This window comes from Tolypothrix campylonemoides VB511288_2 (genome assembly GCF_045999855.1).
GTDB lineage: Bacteria > Cyanobacteriota > Cyanobacteriia > Cyanobacteriales > Nostocaceae > Scytonema > Scytonema bouteillei_A.
The window spans coordinates 82,760-108,592 of record NZ_JBFPMW010000019.1 but is presented as its reverse complement, the minus strand read 5'-3'; the positions used below and the strand labels follow the sequence as shown (position 1 = coordinate 108,592).

The 25,833-nt window shown below is 42.9% G+C and carries 24 protein-coding genes and 1 pseudogene; 13 read left to right on the top strand and 12 right to left on the bottom strand.

Going from position 1 to position 25,833, the window contains the following annotated elements:
• Positions 1–43: 43 nt before the first annotated feature.
• Positions 44–1,555 carry an ATP-binding protein gene (locus AB0756_RS40080; RefSeq protein WP_456341416.1) on the top strand — a complete coding sequence of 504 codons (1,512 nt, stop codon included), beginning with the start codon at positions 44–46 and terminating at the stop codon, positions 1,553–1,555.
• Positions 1,530–3,344 carry an ATP-binding response regulator gene (locus AB0756_RS37075; protein WP_408104044.1) on the top strand — a complete coding sequence of 605 codons (1,815 nt, stop codon included), beginning with the start codon at positions 1,530–1,532 and terminating at the stop codon, positions 3,342–3,344. The genes AB0756_RS40080 and AB0756_RS37075 overlap by 26 nt, the downstream gene beginning before the upstream one ends.
• 380 nt (positions 3,345–3,724) lie before the next feature.
• On the opposite strand, the gene AB0756_RS37070 is transcribed toward AB0756_RS37075, so the two are convergent.
• Positions 3,725–4,279 carry a 5-formyltetrahydrofolate cyclo-ligase gene (locus AB0756_RS37070; protein WP_038078602.1) on the bottom strand — a complete coding sequence of 185 codons (555 nt, stop codon included), beginning with the start codon at positions 4,277–4,279 and terminating at the stop codon, positions 3,725–3,727.
• A 67-nt stretch (positions 4,280–4,346) separates the two neighbouring features.
• Positions 4,347–4,817 carry a hypothetical protein gene (locus tag AB0756_RS37065; RefSeq protein WP_237265910.1) on the bottom strand — a complete coding sequence of 157 codons (471 nt, stop codon included), beginning with the start codon at positions 4,815–4,817 and terminating at the stop codon, positions 4,347–4,349.
• Positions 4,818–4,894: 77 nt separating this feature from the next.
• On the opposite strand from AB0756_RS37065, the pseudogene AB0756_RS37060 reads away from it, so the two are divergent.
• Positions 4,895–5,158, top strand: a pseudogene (locus AB0756_RS37060) (hypothetical protein); the annotation flags it as partial.
• 78 nt (positions 5,159–5,236) lie between these two features.
• Positions 5,237–5,959, top strand: coding sequence for an endonuclease/exonuclease/phosphatase family protein (locus AB0756_RS37055; RefSeq protein ID WP_038078598.1), 723 nt, complete (start codon positions 5,237–5,239; stop codon positions 5,957–5,959).
• A 442-nt stretch (positions 5,960–6,401) separates the two neighbouring features.
• On the opposite strand, the gene AB0756_RS37050 is transcribed toward AB0756_RS37055, so the two are convergent.
• From AB0756_RS37050 to AB0756_RS37035, 4 genes are all read right to left on the bottom strand, one after another.
• Positions 6,402–7,346: a GDP-L-fucose synthase family protein gene (locus tag AB0756_RS37050; protein ID WP_038078596.1), complete on the bottom strand. Its 945-nt coding sequence runs from the start codon at positions 7,344–7,346 to the stop codon at positions 6,402–6,404.
• Between the two features lie 49 nt (positions 7,347–7,395).
• Entirely contained in the window at positions 7,396–8,475 is a 1,080-nt protein-coding gene (gene gmd / locus AB0756_RS37045; protein WP_038078593.1) for a GDP-mannose 4,6-dehydratase, read from the bottom strand.
• A 534-nt stretch (positions 8,476–9,009) separates the two neighbouring features.
• Complete coding sequence (locus AB0756_RS37040; RefSeq protein WP_038078625.1) at positions 9,010–9,741, bottom strand: sugar transferase; 732 nt, start codon at positions 9,739–9,741, stop codon at positions 9,010–9,012.
• A gap of 100 nt (positions 9,742–9,841) precedes the next feature.
• Positions 9,842–10,984: a glycosyltransferase gene (locus AB0756_RS37035; protein WP_038078590.1), complete on the bottom strand. Its 1,143-nt coding sequence runs from the start codon at positions 10,982–10,984 to the stop codon at positions 9,842–9,844.
• Positions 10,985–11,239: 255 nt separating this feature from the next.
• On the opposite strand from AB0756_RS37035, the gene AB0756_RS37030 reads away from it, so the two are divergent.
• The gene (locus AB0756_RS37030; protein ID WP_038078587.1) at positions 11,240–12,175 is read left to right on the top strand and encodes an NAD-dependent epimerase/dehydratase family protein; all 936 of its coding nucleotides are present in this window, start codon (positions 11,240–11,242) and stop codon (positions 12,173–12,175) included.
• Between the two features lie 63 nt (positions 12,176–12,238).
• Entirely contained in the window at positions 12,239–13,123 is an 885-nt protein-coding gene (locus AB0756_RS37025) for an SMP-30/gluconolactonase/LRE family protein (protein WP_038078623.1), read from the top strand.
• 171 nt (positions 13,124–13,294) lie between these two features.
• Here the strand turns inward: AB0756_RS37025 and pgsA are convergent, their stop codons facing one another.
• From pgsA to AB0756_RS37010, 3 genes are read right to left on the bottom strand one after another with little or no spacing between them, the layout of a single operon-like run.
• Positions 13,295–13,840, bottom strand: a complete 546-nt coding sequence (gene pgsA, locus AB0756_RS37020) for a CDP-diacylglycerol--glycerol-3-phosphate 3-phosphatidyltransferase (RefSeq protein WP_038078584.1) — start codon at positions 13,838–13,840, stop codon at positions 13,295–13,297.
• 43 nt (positions 13,841–13,883) lie between these two features.
• Complete coding sequence (locus tag AB0756_RS37015) at positions 13,884–14,108, bottom strand: type II toxin-antitoxin system HicB family antitoxin (RefSeq protein WP_038078581.1); 225 nt, start codon at positions 14,106–14,108, stop codon at positions 13,884–13,886.
• Between the two features lie 4 nt (positions 14,109–14,112).
• On the bottom strand, positions 14,113–14,256 hold the full coding sequence (locus tag AB0756_RS37010; RefSeq protein WP_336604377.1) for a hypothetical protein: 144 nt from the start codon (positions 14,254–14,256) through the stop codon (positions 14,113–14,115).
• Between the two features lie 132 nt (positions 14,257–14,388).
• On the opposite strand from AB0756_RS37010, the gene AB0756_RS37005 reads away from it, so the two are divergent.
• The 6 genes from AB0756_RS37005 (at position 14,389) to AB0756_RS36980 (ending at position 20,161) form a co-directional block, all read left to right on the top strand.
• Positions 14,389–15,825, top strand: a complete 1,437-nt coding sequence (locus AB0756_RS37005) for an aspartate ammonia-lyase (RefSeq protein ID WP_038078578.1) — start codon at positions 14,389–14,391, stop codon at positions 15,823–15,825.
• A 72-nt stretch (positions 15,826–15,897) separates the two neighbouring features.
• The gene (locus AB0756_RS37000; protein ID WP_038078575.1) at positions 15,898–16,866 is read left to right on the top strand and encodes a DUF362 domain-containing protein; all 969 of its coding nucleotides are present in this window, start codon (positions 15,898–15,900) and stop codon (positions 16,864–16,866) included.
• Positions 16,867–17,884: 1,018 nt separating this feature from the next.
• Positions 17,885–18,064 (top strand): hypothetical protein, encoded by a 180-nt coding sequence (locus AB0756_RS36995; RefSeq protein WP_072040733.1) that lies wholly within the window; start codon positions 17,885–17,887, stop codon positions 18,062–18,064.
• A gap of 152 nt (positions 18,065–18,216) precedes the next feature.
• Positions 18,217–18,750: an inorganic diphosphatase gene (locus AB0756_RS36990; protein ID WP_038078572.1), complete on the top strand. Its 534-nt coding sequence runs from the start codon at positions 18,217–18,219 to the stop codon at positions 18,748–18,750.
• 113 nt (positions 18,751–18,863) lie between these two features.
• Positions 18,864–19,247, top strand: a complete 384-nt coding sequence (panD, locus tag AB0756_RS36985; protein WP_038078569.1) for an aspartate 1-decarboxylase — start codon at positions 18,864–18,866, stop codon at positions 19,245–19,247.
• An 11-nt stretch (positions 19,248–19,258) separates the two neighbouring features.
• Positions 19,259–20,161, top strand: coding sequence for an MBL fold metallo-hydrolase (locus tag AB0756_RS36980; protein ID WP_050045617.1), 903 nt, complete (start codon positions 19,259–19,261; stop codon positions 20,159–20,161).
• On the opposite strand, the gene AB0756_RS36975 is transcribed toward AB0756_RS36980, so the two are convergent.
• The 3 genes from AB0756_RS36975 to AB0756_RS36965 form a co-directional block, all read right to left on the bottom strand.
• Positions 20,138–21,202, bottom strand: coding sequence for an anthranilate phosphoribosyltransferase family protein (locus AB0756_RS36975; RefSeq protein ID WP_038078566.1), 1,065 nt, complete (start codon positions 21,200–21,202; stop codon positions 20,138–20,140). The two genes, AB0756_RS36980 and AB0756_RS36975, sit on opposite strands and share 24 nt — an antisense overlap.
• Positions 21,203–21,330: 128 nt before the next feature.
• Positions 21,331–22,281, bottom strand: coding sequence for a LysR family transcriptional regulator (locus AB0756_RS36970; RefSeq protein WP_038078564.1), 951 nt, complete (start codon positions 22,279–22,281; stop codon positions 21,331–21,333).
• A gap of 256 nt (positions 22,282–22,537) precedes the next feature.
• On the bottom strand, positions 22,538–23,821 hold the full coding sequence (locus AB0756_RS36965; RefSeq protein WP_038078561.1) for a HEAT repeat domain-containing protein: 1,284 nt from the start codon (positions 23,819–23,821) through the stop codon (positions 22,538–22,540).
• 545 nt (positions 23,822–24,366) lie between these two features.
• On the opposite strand from AB0756_RS36965, the gene AB0756_RS36960 reads away from it, so the two are divergent.
• The gene (locus tag AB0756_RS36960; RefSeq protein ID WP_038078558.1) at positions 24,367–25,692 is read left to right on the top strand and encodes a CmpA/NrtA family ABC transporter substrate-binding protein; all 1,326 of its coding nucleotides are present in this window, start codon (positions 24,367–24,369) and stop codon (positions 25,690–25,692) included.
• The last annotated feature ends 141 nt before the right edge of the window (positions 25,693–25,833 follow it).

Genomic DNA, 25,833 nt, shown 5'->3' with positions numbered 1-25,833 from the left:
CCTTCGCCAAAGTGAAAGTAGGTACCAAGTGCTAGTCAGCAATATGCCAGGAATGGTCTATCGCTATAGTCCCCGTGCCGATGGTGCAGATACCTTTACCTATGTCAGTTCTGGTTCCCGCGAACTGGTTGAATTGGAACCGGAGACGATTCTCCAGGATGCAAATTCCTTTTTAAGTTTGATTCATCCCGACGATTTCTCATCTTTTCAAGATTCCGTCGCAATTGCCTTTGAGAAATCACTCCCATGGCAATGGGAAGGACGATTGATGACACTATCGGGACAACTTAAATGGATTCAGGGGCGTTCCCGTCCGGAGCAAACCGAATACGGAGAGGCTTGGGATGGCTTGTTAGTTGACATCACCGCACGCAAACTTGCTGAAGCTGAACGGGAACAACTGTTAGCACGCGAACAAGCTGCCCGCGAGCAAGCAGAAGCAGCAAACCGCATTAAAGATGAGTTTTTGGCAGTGCTGTCCCATGAGTTGCGCTCCCCCCTCAATCCGATTTTAGGTTGGACGAAACTACTTCAGACAGGTAAGTTAGATGCACGGGCAAGCCAACGCGCTCTAGAGACAATCGAACGCAATGCCAAGCTGCAGACCCAACTTATTGAGGATCTGCTCGATGTCTCCCGAATTTTACGCGGTAAGATGGCATTGACCATTTGCCCCATCAATTTGGTTACAATTATTGAATCTGCCATGGAGACAGTGCGCTTGGCAGCAGAGGCGAAACACATTCAAATTCAAACTGTTGTCACCCTTGATAACGGGCGAGTTTCCGGGGATTCGGCACGACTGCAACAAATTGTTTGGAATTTGCTATCCAATGCGATTAAGTTCACACCGGATGGCGGAAAGGTAGAAATTTGTTTAGACCAAATCGACACCTATGCCCAAATTCAGGTTAGGGATACAGGTATTGGTATCAGCCCTGATTTTCTACCCTATGTCTTTGACTACTTTCGACAAGAGAATAGCACAACTATCCGCAAGTTTGGCGGGCTGGGCTTAGGTTTAGCGATCGTTCGTCATTTGACCGAACTGCATGGAGGAACAGTTCATGCAGCTAGCTCTGGGGAAGGGCTTGGAGCCACATTCACCGTCAGGCTGCCCTTGATGGCTCATGAGGAAGAGTCAGAGCCAGAAATTTCAACGGCGGCTCCATCGGTTGACTTAAGTCAATTGCGGATTTTGGTGGTGGATGACGATGAGGATATGCGGGATGTAGTACAGGTTATTCTAGAACAACAGGGAGCGCAAGTTACGGTTGCCGCAACGGCTGCTGAGGTGCTGATGCTGTTCGATCGCCAACCGCCCGATCTTTTAATTAGTGACATTGGAATGCCAGATATGGATGGCTATATGCTGATGGAGCAAATTCGCAGGCGATCGCCACAGCAGGGCGGGCTGATTCGTGCGATTGCGCTAACTGCCTATGCAGGAGAATACGACCAACGCCAAGCCCTCAAAGTCGGCTTCCAGAAACATCTTCCCAAGCCTGTTGAACCAGAAGCGTTAGTCAATGCAATCTCAGAACTCACTGGCTAACCCCGTACTGTTCTCAAAGTTTTGTCTTTTCCTCTCAGCCTACTTTTGTGCAATGCATGACGTTTTAGTTAATTTGTTTAGCTCGGGCTTATTTATTCCTCACGGTCACTGCTACCTGTGGAAACCAGGGTTAGTTTGGTTGCATTTAATTTCTGATGCCATCATTGCACTGGCTTACTACTCTATTCCCCTGACCTTATTTTACTTTGTTCGCAAGCGACAAGACTTACCTTTCTCCTGGATATTTTTGTTATTTGCAGCTTTTATTATTTCCTGTGGCACAACCCACATTGCCGAAATCTGGACACTTTGGCATCCTACCTATTGGCTATCTGGCATCCTCAAAGCTGGAACTGCCGTCATTTCATTTTTTACAGCGGTAGAACTTGTACCACTGGTTCCTCAAGCTTTAGCGCTACCCAGCCCGATTCAATTAGCACAGGCAAACGAGGCATTACACGCACAAATTCAGGAACGCTTGCTAGTTGAGAATCAACTCAGACGACTTCAAGACGAACTCGAGCAGCGTGTACGGATACGAACTGCTGAACTGGTGAAGGTGAACCAGCAATTACAACAAGAAATTGACGAGCGACACCGGGCTGAAGCCGAACGCGAACAACTGCTGGTGCGGGAGCAAGCTGCCCGCGAGCAAGCAGAAGCAGCAAACCGCATCAAAGATGAGTTTTTAGCAGTATTGTCCCACGAGTTGCGATCGCCTCTCAATCCGATTTTAGGTTGGGCGAAACTGTTACAATCCCGTACCCTCGACGAGCAAAAGACAAAACACGCCCTAGCCACTATCGAGCGCAATGCTCAATTGCAAACGCAACTGATTGGGGATTTGCTAGATGTCTCGCGCATTCTGCGGGGTAAACTCAGCCTTAACATTGCTCCGGTTGATTTAGCTGATACCATTAAAGCCGCCATGGAAACAGTGCGCCTAGCTGCAGAAGCCAAGTCAATTCAAATTGAAACAGCAATTAACATTACCATAGGAAAAGTTGCAGGAGATTCCGGTCGGATTCAGCAAATTATCTGGAATTTGTTAGCAAATTCAGTCAAGTTCACGCCCGAGGGAGGACGGGTAGAGATTCGCTTAGAGCGTGTTGGAACTCAAACCCAAATCACCGTCAGCGATACAGGTAAGGGTATCAGTCCTGACTTTTTACCTTATGTCTTTGACTCTTTCCGTCAGGCAGATAGTGCCACAACCCGAAAATTTGGTGGATTGGGACTGGGGCTGGCAATTGTCCGCCATCTGACAGAATTACACGGGGGCGTGGTGACAGCACACAGTTTGGGAGAAGGGAAAGGAGCCACTTTCACACTCAGGCTACCACTGATAAAGAAAGGTGCCGAATTAGAAAACGAACCGAGTGCCAATTGTACAACCCAAGAGTTTGCAACTTCACCGCTTGCAGGGCTGCAAATATTAGTTGTGGATGATGAGGTAGATACTCGCGACTATATCAGCTTTGTGTTGGAGCAAGCTGGGGCGAATGTGATTTCGGCTGAATCAGCAGATCGAGCACTGCAAATACTGGTGCAATTCACTCCAGATATTTTGCTGAGTGATATTGGAATGCCAGAAATGGATGGTTATGGGTTGATCCGGAAGGTGCGAGCGATGTCATCCGAACAAGGGGGAGAAATCCCGGCGATCGCTCTGAGTGCTTATGCTGGAGAAATAAATCATCAATTCGCCTTAGCCGCCGGATTTCAACACCATCTTTCCAAACCTATAGAACCAGAACAGCTCATTTCAACACTCATAAAATTAGTTTGAATTTTTACACCAGGGCAAGTATGATACTAAATCGCCCTAACGATTAGAAATCGTGGCTATACAAACAAAGTCCGCCTGCGCGGACTGATACCAATTCACGAAATACCAAAATACCGTTGAGCTTGTATAATACTAAATCGCCCTAACGATGTTCGTAATCGTGGCTATACAAACAAAGTCCGCCTGCGCGGACTGATACCAATTCACGAAATATATGATACCTGTAGATTGATTGTAGGGGCGCAACGTTGCCGCGCCCTTACCAAAGTATTTGTATTACCAAAAAAGTGAAATGATATGAGTAGTAAGGGGGTATACAACTCGGAGTTGGTATGAGTCCTCATCTGGCAAAACATCCGCATGCAAAGACAATCTAAATTCTACAAAAACATCTTCATCTCAGTTTCTGTACAAATTCCCTGTAAAGGTTTATCCCAAGGGTCTACTGGTAATTGGAAGATGTAAGCAAATTCAAATACAATACCTATAGTTGGTTTGTTTTCCCACTCAGCAGAACTCAACAATCGGTCATAATATCCACCGCCATAACCCAAGCGGTAACCTTGGTAGTCACAAGCGACACAGGGTACAAGAATTAAGTCCACTTCCACGGGGTTTATGGTAGAAGCATTGGGTGATGGTTCGATAATTCCATAATTACCAGTTTTTACAGGATCGTCAGGCATCCAATAATGCCAGATAAGTCTATTATCGATGCACCGAGGGAATCCCCAACAGCGAGATGTGTCTGTGAATAGAAAGCTGAGATCTGGTTCTTGGCGAAAGCTGAAATAAGCCAGTATTGTTTTTGAGCGAGCAAAAATAGACGACTGTATAAGGTTTTGGCAAATGCGATCGCTCTTTTGTTTCCACTGTGCTACAGACATTGACTGACGTTTTTTGAGTAGCGATCGCCTTAATTCCGTTTTTTTCATTCAAAATCTCACACCACAACAATTCCATCCCCAATTTCTTTAAAAAGTCGGGGATCTAGCAGCCCTATCAATTTTGTTCCAAGATGTGCTGAAATTCCTCTATTGAACCAACAGTAATTGCTTGCCTGTGGAGTTGCTTGAGAACAGGTATATCGTACAAATTCTCAATTTTTGCAATTATCTCTGGTGGCACTTCTCCAAACCTGGTTGCTAAGTTATCAATGACACACTCTCGCTGTACTTTTAACATTCCTACGCGCTCAACACTCGTGATATATGGCATTTTCTTCTGCTCCTCGTAACAATTTATTTCAGTATCAAACATTCGCTCTTGCTCCTTCGGCAAAGCCATCATCCAGTCAATCACTCGAAAAAGCTGAAGAATTTTGTCTTTATTGTATCCCGACTCATACAACTGCCTAATTAAACTCAGTTTCCACCGCAATCGCCCTTCTGGATCTTGAATGGTAGTTTGAGTTCGTAAGTGTGCCATCACTATCACAGCAAAGGGGTTAGTATTTTGTTCGCTTGTTGTCAATTGTGTTTCATAATCTAGCAGTTTTACAATCGGAAACTTCAGCCTCATCAAACAACCCCACAGTTCATAGCCGTACTGTTGAAGCCAAGCAAGACAAATTTGAAGAAGGCTGGGGTCAATGCTTAGCTGAAATGATAGCAGTACAGCGAATTAATAATGATTTTGAAATGAATATTTTTGGAATTGTTTCTAATGGCAAAATATGGCAGTTTGGTAAGTTAACTGCTGATGTTTTTACTAGAAATAAAAATATCTATGTAATTCAGGAGTTAGATAAATTATTTGCTGCTGTTAATTATGTTTTTCAACAGTGCGAGTTGCAAATAAATAAGAATATTTGATAAAAATTGCAATGACATCGCAGATCTTTAAGCAAAGTGGGTAACCTATCACCAAGTATCGCAGTTACCAACTCATTTATGCTAACTTCACTACGAATCGCTACTTGGAATCTTGCAAAACCCAAACCCAATGGATGGAGTAAAAACCCAGCTATTCTTGAGAAAATACACGAAATTAATGCCGATATCTGGATTTTGACTGAAACTAACGACGTTATTAATCCAGGAGAGCAATATTCTCAAGCTGCGAGTTATTCCGAACCAGAATGGAATGGTTTTAAATGGACAACGATTTGGTCTCGTTTGCCTATTATGCGACATTGGCAAACCTATGACCCTTGGATTGGTGTTTGTGCAGAAATTTTCACCCCTATAGAGAACTTATTAGTTTATGGAACAATTATTACTTATGCCCGTGATGGTGTTCTAAATAAAGAGGCAAAAATTTGGGAACGCCACTATGAATCTATTCAAAGTCACAGCCGAGATTGGAAAAAATTGAAAAAACTTTTGCCTTTGTGCGTAGCTGGTGACTTTAATGAAGCTTTGAGCCAGCCTTTTAGTTATGGAACTCCTAAAGGACGAGAAATGCTCAATCAGGGGTTGGAGCAAAGCAACTTAGTTTGCGTGACTGCTAATAGTGAACTTGGCTATAATATTGACCATATTTGCCTGAGTTTGGAATGGGCAAAAAGAGTACAAAATGCGAACAAATGGCAAGCTTATAAAAGTAATGGTCATCCAGTTACCGACCACTTTGGCGTTTCTGTAGATTTATCTTTTGATACCTCTTGTAGCTGAATAACAGAGGCGGAGCTTCACAAGAAAATCATTCCCAGGCGGAGCGTGGAAACGAAAGTTGATTTTAATTTACTATTGTCAAAATTCTCAACTACAGAACCCCGACTTCTTGAAAAAGTCGGGGAGATCGGGCAAATATCGTTTAGATAAGACTCGATCCTCCTTAGCTCCCCGATGAATTGGGGGAGAACAAAGCTCCCTCTTTTTAAGGCTACGGTGGTGTACACAAGTCTTATATAGTGCATTCAAAGCGGTTTCGATCCCCCCTAACCCCCCTTAAAAAAGGGGGGAACTGAATTCCAATTCTCCCTTTTCACGCTGTTTCATCTCTTTTTTAGAGATCTGTACACCACCGTAGCTTTTTCAGGGGAGTTGGGGGATCTTCAAGGATTAAATATTGTTAACTGAACCGTATTGGGAGATTGGGGATCTAACTTTATTATTAAGCAGCGTTTTTACGCCACCAGTCAATTGTATTCTTCAGCCCTTGCTTAAAGTCTACTTGGGCAGTAAAGTCAAAAGCTTGCTTGGCTCTTTCTGTATCTAAACAACGGCGAGGTTGTCCGTTAGGTTTATCTGTTTCCCAAATAATTTCGCCTTCAAATTCCATTAACTCACAAATGAGATGAATTAAGTCGCGAATAGAAATTTCATAACCCGTTCCCAAGTTGACAGGTTCGGGATCGTTGTAGTATTGGGTACCCATAACGATACCTCGTGCAGCGTCTTCTGAATATAAAAACTCGCGAGTTGGGCTACCATCACCCCAAACCGGAAGTTTCTTTTCTCCTTTAAGCTGCGCTTCATAAACTTTACGAATTAACGCTGGAATGACATGAGAGCTTCTGGGGTCAAAATTGTCTTCCGGGCCGTATAAGTTCACTGGCAATAGGTAAATGCCGTTAAAATTGTACTGTTGGCGGTAGGCTTGCAGTTGAACGAGAAGGGCTTTTTTGGCGATTCCATAGGGGGCGTTTGTTTCCTCTGGGTAGCCATTCCACAGGTCGTCTTCTTTGAATGGGACGGGAGTAAATTTGGGATAGGCACAGATAGTCCCAACACAGATAAACTTTTCTACTCCAGCTTGATAAGCAGCATGAATCAACTGCGTACCCATCATTAAGTTGTCGTAGAACAATTCAGCTGGTTTTTCACGGTTCAGACCAATTCCACCGACATGGGCTGCTAGGTGAATGATAATGTCTTGTTGATCGACTGCTCTTTGGCAATTTTCCCACAGACGCAGGTCGCACTCACGCGATCGCGTGACTGTAATTTTGTTTTGCTCAGCGCCAGCCTTACAGAGTTGGTCAATGACTTGACGTCCCAAAAAACCAGCTCCACCAGTTACGAGAATACGTTTGTTTTTAAGTTCTAAGGTGCTCATTTTTTGTCCTCATAGTAGAAAAAGCTGATAGCTCATCGCTCATCGCTTATTAGAAGTGGAGCACACCCAGTTCTTGCCGAATCATGGCATTGTCTTGCAACACCTTTGAGACTTTACCGTTAGGCGACTTGAGACCCAATGCTTGCAGGTCGGCTTCCACCATAATGGCGACCAATTGCTCAAATGTGACCGATGGGGTCCAGTTTAACTTTTGCCGCGCTTTTGTAGAATCCCCAATCAACAAATCCACTTCCGCCGGACGAAGATAGCGCTCATCAAACTCCACGTAGTCTTGCCAGTTCAGATTGACATAACCAAATGCCAGTTCTAAAAACTCTCGTACTGAGTGAGTTTCGCCAGTTGCAATCACGTAATCATCAGCCTGGTCTTGCTGCAACATCAGCCACATGGCTCTGACGTAATCTTTGGCGTATCCCCAGTCACGCTTGGCATCCAGATTCCCCATGTACAGCTTTTTCTGCTTACCTGCGAAAATTCTGGCCACTGCCATTGTAATTTTGCGCGTCACAAAAGTTTCTCCCCTTCTGGGAGATTCGTGGTTGAACAAAATACCGTTACAAGCAAACATCCCGAATGATTCGCGGTAATTTACTGTTTGCCAGTGAGCGTAAACCTTAGCACAGGCGTAAGGGCTGCGGGGGTAAAACCGTGTAGTCTCTTTCTGTGGGATTTCTTGTACCAAACCATACATTTCCGAAGAACCTGCTTGGTAAAATCTCACTTGAATGCCAGTGCGGTGCTGATAGTCGCGAATTGCTTCTAACAGACGCAATGTTCCCATTCCCACTGAATCCACCGTGTATTCTGGCGAATCAAAGCTGACTCGAACGTGGGATTGAGCACCTAAATTATAAATTTCGAGTGGCTGAACTTCTTCTAAAATCCGCCGCAGAGTGGTACCGTCTGTTAAGTCGCCGTAGTGGAGAAGTAGCTTCACACCCTCTTTGTGAGGGTCTTCATACAGGTGATCGATACGATCTGTATTGAAAGTTGAAGTTCGACGGATGATACCGTGAACCTCGTAACCTTGCTCTAGCAAAAATTCACTTAGGTAGGAACCATCTTGCCCGGTAATACCAGTGATTAATGCTCGCTTCCGTTGCGTCATGCTTAATTTTTCCTTGTTTTTACTGCTGAAATGGTTACAGAAAACCCTGGTATAACTTAACAGGTATTTGTTTAATTGCCCAATGGGAAACCTACCAATCCCACTATCGCCTCAGCTTGCTGACATAAGTAAATTTGCTGAATGGAATGCTTGCTGTCAGGCGTATCTAACTTAACGAGCAAATTTTTGTTGTTTTTGTAATTTTTTTAGAATCTTTATCCAAATTTCATATATAATTGTCTTCTGTTAAGATTGTATAAAAATTTGAGTGATATTATGTTCGCTTAATTAGTTATAAAAAAGAAAATCTGTGCAAAAGTCTGAAAGCCTCTTTCTCCCTGCTCCCTGCAAAGCTGCTGTTTTTACGATCGGTCTTTAATCGAACTTGATATGATGGTCTCCCCTCGTCTTCTAAAGATCGGGGATCTGCAAAAAATTGCAAAGCAAAAAGTCAAAAGTCAACAAAAGGTTCTCATCCCGTTTTGACTTTTGACTCTGTAATTTATTTAGGATATTAGCTAGATCGACGCAATATCAATACGCTCCATTATTTTTAGGAATAACGACAACGCCGATAGTTTTAACAATTATCCACAAATCCAACCACAAGTTACGGAATTTGACATAATGCAGATCTATTTGAATCCGTCGCGGATAAGGAATATCATTACGTCCGGAAACTTGCCACAATCCAGTAATTCCCGGTCTAATTGTGAGAATCTGGTCGATGTAACAACCGTATTTCGGTAACTCTTCTTTTACTAAAGGTCGCGGTCCTACAACACTCATGTCTCCTTTTAATACATTCCAGAACTGGGGAAATTCATCCAAGCTAGTAATTCGCAAGAAACGACCAATCTTGGTAATACGCGGATCGTGTTTGAGCTTAAAGTTGGTCTCAAACTCGTCTCGCAAATGAGGCGATGTTTCCATTATTTGAACTAGAACTTCATCGGCATTGGTTACCATTGTTCGGAATTTAATACAATTAAAAGGTTTGTAATTTTTACCGACCCGTTCCTGAATATAAAAAATTGGACCGTTCGAGCTTAAAGCAATCAACAAGCCCAAGAGTAAATACACAGGGGAAAACAAAATAAGTACCAATAGCGAAAACACAATGTCGAATAGTCGCTTGGCAAACTCTCCGTTTAAAGCCTGGAAAGACAAACCTTTGGGTTTTATTCGAGGCGTCTTTTTTGGTTGACCGCGTTTAAAGAAGGTACGCGAGCGCTTCCCGGAGAGGAGTGAGCTCTGGGCAGTCATCATACTCCTTAACAATCCACACCACACATAGTCCCAATCTTAAAGCTAAAAGGAGTTCCTAAGGATTGGCAATTTGCCAATCCTTAGCAAAACAAGACCATCAATTGGGTAATGGTCTCTTTTCTGTACAGGTATTTAAGAAGCCTAAGTAGCGCTTGGCAAAGATTTGCGGGGAAAACTGGGTAGCGTGAACTCGGGTATACTCTGGGTTGAATTTCCCTCGATACGCTTCAAAGGTTTCTACTGCGTCTACTAGTGCGGCTTCGGTTTGCTCCTTGAAAAATATACCAGTTCCAGTATCACCTGAGTCACGAAAATCTCGCACTGTTTCGAGCGCTCCTCCTGCACCGTAGGCGATAACTGGAGTGCCGCAAGCTTGCGCCTCTACTAAAGCAATCCCAAAATCTTCACAGGCTGCATATACAAATCCTTTGGCATTTGCCATATACTTTTTTACAACGTCATCGGGTTGCCAGCCCAGCACTTGTATATTGCTATTTGCTATCCTGCGGATGGTTTTCATCTCTGGTCCTGTTCCAATTATGACTAACGGTAGTTGCAGTTTATTAAATGCCCTAACTATTAACGATACTTGTTTATAAGTTACCAACCGGGAAACAATTAGGTAGAAATCCTCCTTCTGAGGGATAAATGGACAACTGTCAACATTAACTGGTGGGTAAATAACTTCCGCTTCTCGTCGGTAGCAGCGCCAGATGCGGCGAGCTGTATGCTTGGAGTTAGCGATGAAGTAATCCACGCGATTCGCTGTCGATACATCCCATTGGCGTAAACCATGCAGCAAATAGCGTGTTAACCAACCAGGGATACCACTACCTAGCTTACTGTGATTTAGATAATCGAAGGTGAGGTCCCATGCATAACGCATGGGACTGTGACAATAACAAACGTGTACTTGATCGGGTGTAGTCAAGACTCCTTTCGCAACAGCATGAGATGAAGACAGAATAACGTCATATTCCCGCAAATCTAGCTGTTCTATGGCTAGTGGCAACAAAGGTAAGTATTTTTGTACGCCTTTTCGGGCAAATGGAAGATGCTGAAGAAATGTTGTGCCAATTTTCCGCTTGTATAAATAGCTTTTGGGATTGATGGATTCAAAGTCGATTAGAGCGTATAAATCAGCATCAACGTGGTTGAGAACCTCTTGCACAACAAGTTCCGAACCACCAGTGGCTTTCGGTGTCAGCCATTCATGAACCAAGGCATACTTCAAAGACACAGCTAACTATGAGTATTTGGTAGAGAACACGCTTCAGTCAGTCACCTAAAGGATGAAGGATGAAGTATGAAGTGAAGTATAAAGTATTTCATCTTTGTTCCTTTACACTTTAACCCTTTCATCCTTTATCCTTCATATTTCCCGTTGTTACCAAAAGACGTAATCCTCTCAATAGAGGTTCCAGAGACACACCACAACCTGATACCCTCAAATTGGGTCACTCCATAAATTAACTGACGAAGGAAATAACAATTTATGCGAATTCTTATTGTGGGTGGCACTCGGTTCATTGGTGTTTACCTAACTAAACTACTAGTGGAACAGGGGCATGAAGTTGTTCTTTTCAATCGTGGTAATCGTCCGATCCCCGTAGAAGGAGTGGGACAAATTACGGGCGATCGCACTGATGCTACTCAACTCAAGGAAAAATTATCCCACGAAAATTTTGATGCCATTTTCGACAATAACGGAAGAGAACTTTCTGATACTCAACCACTTGCGGAGATTTTTCAAGACCGTATACAACATTTTGTATACATGAGTTCTGCTGGGGTGTATCTGAAATCCGACCAAATGCCTCATGTAGAAGGGGATACAGTCGATCCAAAAAGTCGCCATCTCGGTAAGCACGAAACAGAAGCGTATTTAACACAACTTGGCTTACCTTTTACCTCCATTCGCCCCACATACATTTACGGTGCTCTAAATTACAACGATCTCGAAGCTTGGTTTTTTGACAGAATCGCTCGCAATCGTCCCATCCCTATCCCCGGTAATGGCTTACACATTACCCAATTCGGACACGTTAAAGACCTTGCCACAGCTATGTCCAAAGTTTTGGGCAATCCAAACGCTGTCAAACAAATTTACAACGTATCAGGCGATCGCTATGTGACATTTGATGGCTTAGCCCGCGCTTGTGCTGTGGCTGCTGGCAAATCTGCTGATGACATCAAAATCCTACATTACGATCCCAAAAAATTTGATTTCGGCAAGCGTAAAGCCTTTCCCCTGCGCGTACAGCACTTTTTTGCTTCCGTGGATAAAGCCAAAACACAATTGAACTGGCAGCCCGAATATGACCTGATTTCCGGGCTCAAAGACTCTTACCACAATGATTATCTGGCTTCGGGTCGCGATCGCTCGGAAATAGATTTTTCTGTTGATGAAGAGATTTTAAAATCTTTATAAAATTTACGCAAAGACGCTCGGAGTCATTTTGCGTCTTTGCGTGAGATGCTTTTCCTAGCAATTATGAATAAACCTCAATACCAACTCAATAACGTTTTAGCCTCCCGCGCCCGTTTGGGAGAAAGCCCTGTTTGGGATGCAACCCAAAAGCTACTTTACTGGGTCGATATTTATAACTACCGAGTCCATCAATTCAACCGAGCCACCGGACACAACTCCTTTTTTGATGTGGGAGATGTTGTTGGTTGTATTGGCCTTGCGGGTGCAAATCGGTTAATTATGGCCCAACGCGATCGCTTAGCATTTCTTAACACTCAAACAGGAGACATCACACCCATCATTCAGGTTGAGGCAGATAAGCCAAATAACCGCTTTAATGATGGCAAATGCGATCCTCAAGGTCGCTTTTGGTTTGGTTCCATGAGCCAGGAAAAATCTCAAGCTTCTCTATATCGCTACGATCCCGACAACTCGCTGCATTTAATGGAAACAGGATTGACAGTGACTAACGGTATGGGCTGGAGTTCCAACGGAAAAACCTTTTACCTGACAGATTCCGACCAACAAAAAATCTTTGCCTACGACTTCGATTCACAATCTGGTAAAATAAGCAACCGTCGTATATTTGTCGATCTAACTCACGAGTCATTTTTTCCCGATGGATTGACCGTAGATAGTGAAGGGAATATTTGGTCGGCAATGTGGGAAGGAGGATGTGTGATTCGCTTTGATTCTACAGGGAAAGAAGTTTTGCGGATAAGATTACCTGTCAAGTCTCCAACCAACTGCACCTTCGCTGGCGAGGATTTGAAATTACTTTACATCACGACTGCCTCCGTCGGGCTCAGCCAAGCAGAAATCGACAAGAGTGTTTCTTCTGGTGACTTGTTTGAAGTTCAAACCGATATTGTTGGGTTGCCTTCCTATCATTTTCAATCTTCGATTTAATGAAAATGGTAGATACACCCGAGTGAACACAAGGTCAGACAAAGTTTGAGCAGAGAATACACCCGATTTTGAAGAAGAAAGAACTCCGTGCCTGCGGAGGAATAACTTAAAGTATGTTCCATTCTTAAGACGCTTGTCTCAGTCAAAAGTAATATTCCCGTTAGAAACACCTCAATTTTTCTCAATCTCAGTTTTCTGGCTGTCTGTCGTGTCACTATTATTTGTCGGTAAAAGATAAATAATCCCAGAAATTAACGTCAGAGTAACGGAAATCCAAAAAGCGACAAGAGCAATCAAACGCCATTCAGGTAAAGGAGCAATTAAAAGTGCGATCGCTATAATTTGACTGACAGTTTTGAGTTTTCCCCAAATATTGGCTCCCGTGACTTTGGGTTGACTCACGCGCCAACCAGCGATCGCCAACTCTCGTGCCAAGATAAGAAACACACCCCAAGCAGGAACTCTTCCTAGCTCAATCAACACGAGTAAAGGTGCGAGTACCAAAAACTTATCTACCAACGGATCGAGAAACTTACCCAAATCGCTAATTTGATTGAGTTTTCGGGCTAAATAACCATCCAACCAATCTGTTAGAGAAGCAACCAGAAAAATTGCGACACAAATCCATTGCAATTTAGGTTCTGGGCTGTACAAAAGATACAGCAGAAATGGTATCCCTATTAAGCGAGAGAAGGTAATCCAGTTTGGTAAAGTCATAAAATTTTAGATCTTAATTCGATCTATATTCAAGATTAAAATGTCAAGCAAACTGAAAAGCAGTGTTTGCAGTCAATGGTTCTGGTAGTGCTTTTCCTTGTGCTTGGTATTCTTCTATCAAAAGTTCTAGAACTTCTTCACCATTTTTGAGTGCTTCAGCATAGGTATTGCCGTGAGTGTGTGCGTAGGGACCGAACTCTGGTAAGCTGACAATGTATTTACAATCCTCTGTTGACCATTGAATAATAATGCTGTAATGAAGTTTCATTTTTTTACTCTCCCTCGTTCTCTGGTTCCTCCAACCCTTGCAAATCTCTCAGTGCGTTTCTCACATCTTTTTCTTGATATCGCCCTGCATTATCTCCATCTTTACCAGAAAGAGTGAGACTGTAAGGTAGGTTTGGATGACTCCACACAGTATGAGTGCCTTTACCGGGTCAGTAGGTAAATCCGGTTTTCAAGAGCATTGCTTTCAGTTCCCGAATTTTCTTAGGCAAATTGGAAATTTGGAATGTGACTACTGAATATCTTGCCACAGATACTTCATTATGACTCAACCAATGGATTTAGATGTAAGAATAGAACGCGATTCAATGGGCGATCGCTCCATACCATGTAGCGCGTACTACGGTATTCAAACACTGCGGGCAACAGAAAACTTCCCTATAAGTGGCATTAAGCCTTTACCCACTTACGTAGATGCGTGTATTATCATCAAAAAAGCGACAGCTATTGTCAACGGCAAACTAGGGTGTATTCCCCAAGAGATCGGTCAGGCGATCGTACAAGCTGCAGATGAAGTGTTAGCAGGGAAATTGCGCGACCAATTTGTGGTAGATGTCTACCAAGCAGGTGCGGGGACTTCCCATCACATGAATGTTAACGAAGTTTTAGCGAATCGAGCGCTAGAAATTCTTGGAGAACAAAAGGGCAATTACAAACGTGTTAGCCCAAACGATCATGTAAATTACGGGCAATCTACCAATGATGTGATTCCCACGGCAATTCGGATTGGTGGCTTGCTGGCATTGTCAAAAACACTACACCCAGCATTAGAAAACGCCATCGCAGCACTTGAAGAAAAAGCCCAAGAATTCCAAAACGTTGTCAGATCTGGCAGAACCCACATGCAAGATGCTGTACCCGTGCGCTTGGGAGAAAACTTCCGTGCATGGGCGCACATCCTTACAGAACATCAAAATCGAATATATACAGCGTCTTCAGACTTAATGATACTGGGTTTGGGAGGCAGTGCAGCAGGTACGGGGTTAAATACTCACCCTCAATATCGAGCATCTGTTGTTCAAGCGATTGCGGAAATCATTAACTTTCCCTTAGAACCAGCACCGCACTTAATGGCAGCAATGCAAAGTATGGCACCATTTGTCAATGTTTCTGGTGCTTTACGCAATTTAGCTCAAGATTTAGTCAAAATATCTCATGACCTCCGGTTGATGGACTCCGGACCAAAAACTGGTTTAAAAGAAATTCAGTTACCACCAGTTCAACCAGGTTCCTCAATCATGCCAGGTAAGTACAACCCTGTCATGGCAGAAATGACATCAATGGTCTGCTTTCAGGTCATGGGTTACGATCATGCGATCGCTCTAGCTGCACAAGCAGGACAACTAGAACTGAACGTTATGATGCCCCTTATCGCCTATAACCTCATTCACAGCATAGAAATTCTTGGCAACACCATTGCTGCTTTAACCGAACGTTGTATCAAAGGAATTACCGCCTATCAAGAACGTTGTTTGGCATATGCTGAAGGGAGTTTAGCCTTAGTCACAGCACTCAATACCCACATAGGTTACCTAAATGCGGCGGCTGTGGCTAAAGAATCCTTAGAAACAGGACAGTCTTTACGCCAGATAGTTTTAGAACGGGGGTTAATGAGTGAAGAAGAATTAGCTAAAGTTTTAAACCTGGAACAAATGAGTGCGATTGTGCCTCTAACTATACAGGACGGCAAGTCGGAATAATGAGGAAAGGAGGAAGATTAAAGTTATGTTGTCTTCCTTCTTTACTTTTTCCTTGTTGTTCTTTATCTAACCATGCCAACTCAAACACCATCCGTTAGCTTAATTCGCGCCACTTCATACGAACGCAACACGCTCCGAGAGTCATTGGAAACACTGCTAGAACCCTTGGGAGGAATAACGGCGTTTGTGAAACCGGGGAACCGAGTCTTACTCAAACCCAACTTGCTGACAGGCGCACGTCCTGGGAAAGAGTGTACCACTCGTCCCGAACTGGTTTATGCCGTAGCCCAAATGGTGATAGAAGCTGGTGGCAAACCCTTTTTAGGTGATAGCCCTGCTTTTGGTAGTGCTAGAGGAGTAGCAGTAGCAAGCGGATATCTGCCAGTTTTAGAAGAACTCAAATTGCCAGTAGTTGAATTTCACGGACATCGCTATCAAACAGTCAGCGAAGAGTTTAACCACCTGCTGCTGTCTAAAGAAGCAATGGAAGCAGATGTTACGATCAACTTACCCAAGGTAAAGTCACACGTTCAGTTGGTACTTACCTTAGGAGTCAAAAACTTGTTTGGCTGCGTTCCGGGTAAAATGAAAGCCTGGTGGCATATGGAAGCAGGAAAAGATGCAAACCGATTTGCTGAAATGTTGGTGGAAACAGCTAGGGTTATCAATCCCGACTTAACCATTGTAGACGGCATTATCGGTCATGAAGGCAACGGTCCGAGTGGAGGAGAACCTCGTGCGTTGGGAATTTTAGGAGCATCATCAGATATTTTTGCTTTAGATAGAGCAATAGTGGAAATTTTGAACGTTCAACCAGAACAAGTACCAACTATTGCTGCGTCCAAGCGGTTGGGGTTAGTTGGTACACTTGATGAGATGTACTTTCCCAATCTGCATCCCGGTTTGTTAAAGATAGAGGATTGGCGTTTACCCGATAAGTTCGTACCCATTGACTTTGGTATGCCTCGCGTTATCAAGTCTACCTTCAAACATCTTTACATTAAATTTATCAAAGAACCCATGAGCGCTTATAAGGCATGACCCCATGCCTTATGCCCATAATAAGTGCAAACTCTGTTACAACAATTCAAAAATTGGCAGAGTAAGCTGAAAGTACCCTCCGATTGCTTAACCAGACCGCCCTAATCTAGTGGCGGTTTTTTTCCATGCTTATTTCCCTTAAATCAACACGGAACAATACGGTTCGGTTAACAATATCTAATCTTTGAAGATTCCCCCAATCGCTCGGGGGCTAGGGGGAATAAAGTCTTCTCCTCCCCGTATTGCAACACGGGGAGGAGAAGATATGTTACTCCCTTTGGGATCTAAAATGCCAACCTAAGCGCATAGGTAATCTTCTGACGGGAAGGGAACCGTCGTTGATTTGTTTAATCTATTACATTTCCTTAAGGACTATGTAAGAAGACATATTCATTAGATTTTCTCACTTAACCTGAAAAATTTTTTATGAGTGGAATTACTGATAAAAAATCTCAATACTTCTATTTTCTCTGTAATTATTCGGTATTCATTTATTGTTAAAAAACTTATATTGTTCCTACCAGTCTGACTGGGAGTCTTAAGTGTCCAAATAATAATAAGCATTTTTACTTAAAAACTAAAAGATACAAATAGATGAGCTAGCATTTGAAATCCGATCGGGCAAAAAACAACCGAGAAGAAAAGCGAAAACACTTATAAATAAAGGTTTGAGTTGCGATCGCTAAACACAAAATAGCTCGACTCGGGCGCGATACCAGTACAGGTCGGATTAAAAGTTGTAAATTATAATGCTAAAGAACTGGACGTCCCGTAGAGCAAAGATTACAATAAAAACGCGTTATTGCTTAGCGCTATTAAATACAAGGTCAAAAAGAAAATGTTAGTTTTTAGCTGCTCATCAAGTATTTTCTGTATCAAAAAAATGTATCTGCCTATTTTGAAACATCATTGATATTCTTTATTAGTACAGAGATTGATGTAAAAAAATAGCTAAAATAACAGTAAACCTCTCTAGATAAGAGGGAAACTACAAGTGGTGTATCTAGCCTCAACTTTTATGAATTCAAATTCTCAATCTGTCAACCAAAGCGACACATATTCCCATCGATTGGCAGATATAGTGGGAACCGGGATTGGTTTAATGACTTTGACATTACCTCTATTTATTATCGCTCACTATTCTTCAAACAACATTCAGACTTACTCCCAACCCGTAATGATAAGAGTGGAAAGGTAGTGGTTACTAGTTAGTGATGAGTGGTGCAATTCCTCCTAACCTATGACCTCGGTCCTGCGCCTTTCTTCTTGTGACCGACTAGGGATAGAATCTTACACTGGGAGCTATGCATATAGCTCTCACAGTTTACAGTAAGCAAACGGAGTGTTGTCGTGGACTTATCTCGGATTCCAGCTCAGCCCAAACCAGGTCTGCTCAACGTTTTAATTGAAATTGCAGGCGGAAGCAAAAACAAATACGAATATGATAAGGACCTACAGGCTTTTGCTCTGGACAGAGTTCTTTATTCGTCGGTAAGGTACCCCTATGACTATGGTTTTGTACCTAACACTCTAGCTGATGATGGCGATCCGCTTGATGGCATTGTCATCATGGATGAGCCAACTTTTCCAGGATGTTTGATAGCCGCAAGACCAATTGGTATGTTAGAGATGATAGATGGTGGCGATCGCGATGAAAAAATTCTTTGCGTTCCCGATAAAGACCCCCGATACGCTCATGTCAAATCCTTAAAAGACATTGCGCCACACAGACTGGCTGAAATAGAAGAGTTTTTCCGCACTTACAAAAATTTGGAAAAAAAGGTTACAGAAATCCTCGGATGGCAAGATGTTGATACAGTCTCGCCATTGGTAGAAAAGTGTGTCAAAGCAGGTAGCGAAAAAGCTCGGGATTCAGAGTCTTAAGCTCAGTAGGGGTTGGAGGTTGGGGGTTAGCTCATTCCCAATCTCCAACCCCCAATCCCCAATCCCTAGGTTATAATCTAGAGTTATAACTGATACCTCATAACTGTTTTGCAATGCAGCGCACGCTCCTCTTAGCAAAAATTCACAATTGCACTCTCACAGCAGCAAACATTAACTATGTGGGAAGTATTAGTATCGATAGCCTTCTCATGGATAAAGCTGGTATCTTACCATACGAGTACGTGCATATAGTGAACATTAACAACGGCGAGCGTTTTACGACTTATGCGATTCCAGCACCAGCCAATTCAGGGGCAATTGAGTTGAATGGAGCAGCAGCACGTCTAGGCATTATGGGCGATCGCTTGATTATAATGTCTTACGGGCAGTTCAGTTTGGAAGAGTTAAAAAATCACTCTCCCACCGTAGTCCTTGTGGATGAAAACAACCGACTAATGGAAGTGCGGCGTTATGACGATCTGCTCAGTAGGACTTAATTTTGACAAACATGCCAAACTCTGAACTGTCGCCTTTCCAAAACTACTCAACTCAAGAGCAACTCACTGAAGTTGAAAAACCAGCATCGGATTTTTTAGTGCAATTTTGGGGCGTGCGGGGTTTGATTCCCAGCCCAGGTAACAACACCAGTCGATATGGTGGTAATACTGCTTGTGTAGAGATGCAGGTTGGAAAAAAACACTTAATTTTTGATGGGGGTACTGGTTTGCGTTTGCTCGGGAGAAGTTGGCTTTCAGAGAAGATAGAAGCTCACTTATTCTTCACCAACTCCCAATCAAACCGCATTCAGGGATTTCCCTTTTTTGCGCCTGCATTTCTTGCAGAAAATTGTTTCCATATTTATGGGACAGCAGCGTTGAATGGAGCGTCTATCAAACAATGCCTTTGCGATCAAATGCTCCAACCGCACTTTCCCTACCCATTACAAATTATGCAATCAGACCTGCACTTTCATAATTTTGCCCCAGGTAAGGTCTTTAAGGTAGATGATATTACGATCGCAACGGCATTGATCAACCGCCACCAAAAATCAGTAGGCTACCGAGTCACTTGGCAAGAGTACAGTGTTGCTTACATTACAGATTTACCTCAAAGCTTAAGCGATACAGATAAGGAACACATTGCACAACTAACGAAAGGTGTAGATTTATTGATTGCCAATGCAACCTACACCCCCCCATCTATACGAATTCACCAGCACGCAGAAATTTACTGGAAGACATCAGTTGATTTAGCTCAACATCTCGATGCTAAATTGCTGGCTATTTCTCACCATCATCCAGATGACTGTGATGATTTTCTTGATGAGGTGCAAACTGAGGTTCAATCTGTCTTTCCCAAAGCAGTATTAGCCCGTGAGGGCTTGGTTTTAACAGTGAGCCGTCACTGTTAAAAGTTCTTGCAGTTTTTCAGCAACTGTACCATTCGTAATTAATTTTTTGGCCTTGGCTATACCGTCTTGCATATCCGAACAAATTCCAGCACGCCAGAGGTAAAATCCCCCGTTCCATAAAGCCGTGTCCGTAAGTTCTGAAGATTGTCCATCCAAGACTCCCTTTATACTCGCAATCAGTTCTTCCAAAGAACCTAAAGGTACATTTTTTGTAGCAAAGCCAAAATCGCGAGCGGCTAGATGCAATCGTTCTATGGGTGCTATACCCGCTTCGGTGGGTGTTGCTCCTCCCAAACCAATAATTGCTGTGCGATCGCGTGGTAAGTCACAACTCCCTTCCAAACCCTTGACTGTTGTAAAATAAGAGACACCTTGTAGTGCCAGTGCCGTTTGGAATAAACCTTCTGTAGGTGGGTGAACGAATCCGGTGATAATGTGAGCATCCCCCGCATAAGGACACCAAATCAATTCCATTGTTGCAAATGGCGGACGCTTACCCAGCTGATCGCGATACTCCCAAAGACGTTCAGTTAAGGGAAAATGCAGGGGAGTATAAATAAATCCTATTCCCGTTTGCTCAAAGACGTATTGGGTTTTTTCTAATGACAACCCAGTCCAATCGACACCCAATCCTTGCCAAATATCTATTAACGGTAACCCATACTTAGTAGGTTTGCGATTCCCGCCATGCATGACTACGGGCTGTCCGGATACTGCTAGCAGCAAAGCTGTTACAGGGCTAATAGGAGCAGTGCGAGTTCTACCATCATAAGGTATGCCCAAAACAATCGCTTTGCGTTCGCTGCTAATGGGTTGTAATTTTGGTCCCAATTCATGGTATGTATCCAACATACCCGCTATCTCTTCTGCTGTAGGACGTTTAATCCGGTGAGCAATCAGGAACGCTCCTATTTGGGCTGGAGTTGCTTCTCCTAGTAGCATCATCCTAGTTGCTGTGGCTGCTTCAGCACGAGTTAAACTCTCAGAAGTGTGTTCGCCACTGCCTACCTTTTTTAGTAATTCCCTGAATACTATACTCATGTGTCAAGAGGGTTAGTAGTTAGTCGTTGGTTGTTAGTTGTTGGTTGTTGTTGTTTGTTGTTAGTAGTTAGTTATGCCACTAACTACTATCTACTAACCACTATCTACTAACAACTAACCACTCACACTTAAGAAGCAGAACGCAAGACAGATTCTGCTTGTGGCGGAATGTTTTCTTTAACTAATTGCCAAAAATGCTTGATTGGCGGTATTTGCAGGCGATCGTGAGTTGTTACCATCACCACCTGGCGAGTTAAACTAGAACCATCAGATGCAGAACTATTGGTATTAGAGGCTAGAGCCCGCACAGCAAGAGTTGGATCGTTGCGAGCTTCTACAAGTGCTGAATAAGGAAGCAAAGCGACAAGTTCTCCTTGACGCACCACTCCTCTAAAAGCATCGAGGGTGTTGACTTCTAAAGCTGCTTGTAGCCGAGCATCCAATCGCTCAAATCGATCTTGTACTAAACGTTGCATCCCATAACCGTCCTTAAAGACGACTTGCGGGTAACGAACTAGTTCCGACCAGGGTATGCTGTCATATTGTGCTAGGGGATGATTTGTTGCTGTTAAAACTTCTATGGGTTCATCATAAAGGACTTCAACCACCATTTCTTTCCCGGCGGTCAAAAAGCGATTGTTCATTACAATTGCTAAATCCACCAATCCATCTTTCAGGACTTTTAATGCTCGGTCACTACCTAGCGAGGTTACCCGCAATTGCACTTCTGGATAATCATGACAGAATTTTTGCAAAACTGGTGGTAGGTAATAGGCACACAAGGAGTGAATTGCTGCAATACAAAGTTCTGGCTGTTTTCCAGCCAGCAAATCACCTATCTCTTGTGTAGCACTTTGCCACTCCTGACAAATTTTACGAGCGCGGGGAAGTAAGCACTCACCTGCGAGTGTCAACTTTGCTTGACTTGTTCTGTGGAACAGTTCCAATCCCACATCTTCTTCAAGCGCCTGGATTTGACGGCTGATTGTCGATTGGGTCACACCACATTTTCGTGCTGCTGCTTGGAAACTGCCAGTTTCTGCGATTGCCAAAAAGGCTTGCAACTGCTCTAGTCGCATTTTTATGTAGCCTGAATTACACTTATGGCTCTCATTAAATTAACGTACTTTCCGGTACAAATTGGTAGACTGTGTTACAAGAATTCTTTAACAAGGAATTTTTGGGTAATTTCGCAGGAAGCCTCTCATTTACACGCGACACTTAAGCTATCGTGTATATAATTTGCAACATTCTGAGTTGATAAAAATGAGTCAAACCCTCCCCCAATCTCTCTCTCGGTCAATATGAGAAAATTAAAGGCAGCACAGCTTAGTATTATCCCTTACCTTCTCCATAACGCTCGGGAGATAAATTTTTCAGTGCAGCAACTGCATGCAATCTTACTTGTACGTCTCGATCTACTGCCATCTGTGTTAACGTGCTGACTGCTTGCTTGTTCCCTAATTGACCTAAAGATAAGGCGATCGCACTTTTAATACTCGAAATTTCAAGTGATGGATGGTTTTTTTGAACAATCTCTAGTAAAACTTCTGTGGCTTTATTCTGAAGTACTAAATGGCTGACTCTCCCCAAAACAGTAACGATTTCTTGCCACACAGTTGGTACTTCTAACTGATAGAATGCTTGCTGCAAATACTCTATACCTGATAGTGTTCCGATCCAACTTAAAGCTCGGATGGCTTCTAATTGCAACCGGGTTGGTGTATGAGGCGAGACTAATACCTGAAATAAGGGCTGTGTTGCAGTGTCACTCCCTATTTTAGAAAGAGCGATCGCCGCCGCACAACACACGTCTAAGTCAAAATCGTAAAGCTTTTGTTGGAGTTTAGCTACCAAGTCCAATTCTGAAAGCAAATCGCGAAGAAAACCCAAACCCAGCACAGCCTCTTTTCTCACTGGGGCGGCTATATCATCCAAAGCATTTAAAAGCACTGGAGGGACGCGAGGATCGTGAAAGCTGCTAAGCGCTTCAATTGCTGCTACTCGTATTGTCATCTGTGGATCTCGTGCTACACCTAACAAAGGTGTGATAATTTCCCTGTGTCGAATACAAGCAAGTGCTTTCACCGCTAAAAGACGCGTTTCTTCACTATGAATGGAATTGTTGTAACGACTGTGCTCGCCAATGTCCTCTTGCAATAAAAATTCTGTTAGGGTAGCGATCGCAATCGTACCCATTTGTCCCAGAGCTGTCGCTGCGACTTCCTTTATTTCCTCATTTTCACTCCTTTTCAGCAAGTGCATCAAAGGCGCGATCGCATCCCGGCTTTTCAAATCACCTAAAATTCTTGCTGCATACCAGCGCAATTCTTCCTCCGCGCCTTCATCTTCTAAAATAGCAATGAGTTCGGGAAGAACAATTTTTCCCAAGCGGGGAAACACTTTAGCAATTTCCCAACGCTGCTGAAAATCCCCACTTTCTAGGGCTGAAAGTGCAAGTTCCAACAAATATTCTTGATTTTTCTCTTCTTTAGGATATTCTGAATTTTCTATCAGAGTCAACTGTTGCAAACTTTGAATTAGTAAAGACCAATTGGCTGCTTCATACGCCTCCTCTGCTTGTAACAAGAGTTGATGGATGTTCTTCACAATTGCCATACTTTCCAAACACACTTAACAAATTCATTCTAATCATTTGTATTGAGAATCACAAAACCCGATTTCTTATAGGAAATCGGGCGGATTGGAAACTCTATCAATATAAACGTGCTTTGTTTAAATTAATTGTTTTACCTGGCTTTTGAATTCCTGTTATGTAAAAAACGCATTAATTTTATACTTTTTTTGCAAAATATAACAAATTTGGTAACTAAGTATACGATTTTAATGATTTTTCAAGTTTAATTTATAGACTGTTACGCAATTACACAATCTGCAATTCAGTAGATATTTGAATACCCGATTTCTCACATGAAGTCGGGTACCTAGCCGCCCATCAGAATTCATGCGGTCAAGTACTAGATATTAAACTTTTCTCAAAAAAGTTTGCGATCGACCCTTCTTTTTAAGGCAATGCGCTCGCGATCTTTGACGTGGGTAAAAACTTTAAAATTTGTTCTCATCATTTAGAGATGAGTAGTTAATCGTTCTACTAGTCTCTAAGCCCTAACCCCTAATCTCTGAACTCTCTTTTCAAAAAGACAATGACAAAGTTTTCCAGAAGACAATTTATTTTGACTGCAAGTGCGACCACAGTTGGATCGATCTTGGCGCACGGTTGTTCCTCTAATAAAGTAACTTCAGATACCTCTGATGCTCCTAATAATGCGGTAAACACTGTTGCCAATGTAACTACAGCAGCCAATTTACCGAAAGTAGAAACAACCAAGGCAAAGCTGGGATTTATTCCTTTGACTGATGCAGCGCCTCTAATTATTGCCAAAGAGAAAGGCTTTTTTGCCAAATATGGCATGACAGATGTAGAAGTCATCAAGCAAAAATCATGGCCTGTAACCCGTGATAATTTAAAAATAGGCTCAGCTGGTGATGGTATTGATGGAGCACATATTCTCAGCCCAATGCCCTATTTGCTCACTATCAATGATAAAGTGCCAATGTATCTTTTGGCACGATTAAATATTAACGGTCAGGCTATTTCTGTTGCTAACAAATTAAAAGATTTCAAGGTTGGTTTGGAGAGTAAAGCCCTCAAACAAGCTGTTAGTCAAGCCAAATCAGAGCAAAAATCTATGAAGGTTGCGATGACCTTCCCCGGTGGAACGCACGATTTGTGGATGCGTTATTGGTTAGCCGCAGGTGGTCTTGAACCCAATCAGGATTTAGTACTCGAACCAGTACCACCACCACAAATGGTGGCAAACATGAAAGTTGGAACAGTCGATGCATTCTGTGTAGGAGAACCTTGGAACGCCCAATTGGTCAGCCAAAAATTAGGCTATACAGCACTTGTCACGGGTGAGTTGTGGAAAAACCATCCAGAAAAAGCTTTTGCCATGCGAAAAGACTGGGTTGACAAAAATCCCAATGCAGCACAAGCACTGTTAATGGCAATTATGGAAGCCCAGCAATGGTGCGATAAACCCGAAAATAAAGAAGAAATGTGCAAAATTTGCTCTGGGCGCAAGTATTTTAACGTCGCTGTAGCAGATATTTTAGAGCGGTCTAAAGGCAATATTGATTACGGTGATGGACGTAAAGTCAGCGATTCTCCACTGAGAATGAAGTTCTGGAAAGATAACGCCTCTTATCCATACAAGAGCCACGATCTATGGTTCCTTACAGAAAATATTCGCTGGGGCTATTTGCCAAAAGAGACCAAAATTAAGGAAATTGTAGACCAAGTGAATAAAGAAGATTTGTGGAAGAAAGCAGCAAAAGCTTTGGGCGTCCCTGACTCAGAAATCCCCACTAGCTCTTCTCGTGGAGTGGAAACTTTCTTTGATGGTGTCAAATTTGACCCAGAGAAGCCAGAAGAGTATTTGCAAAGTTTAAAGGTTAAGAGTTTATAGCTAATGGCTAATGGCTAATGGTGAGACCAGCCCTGTAGGCGGGTTTCCCGCCGTAGGGGACTGGCGAACCCGAAGGGCTAATGGCTAATGGCTAATGGCTAATGGCTAATGGTGAGACCAGTTCTGTGACAGGTTTCCGGC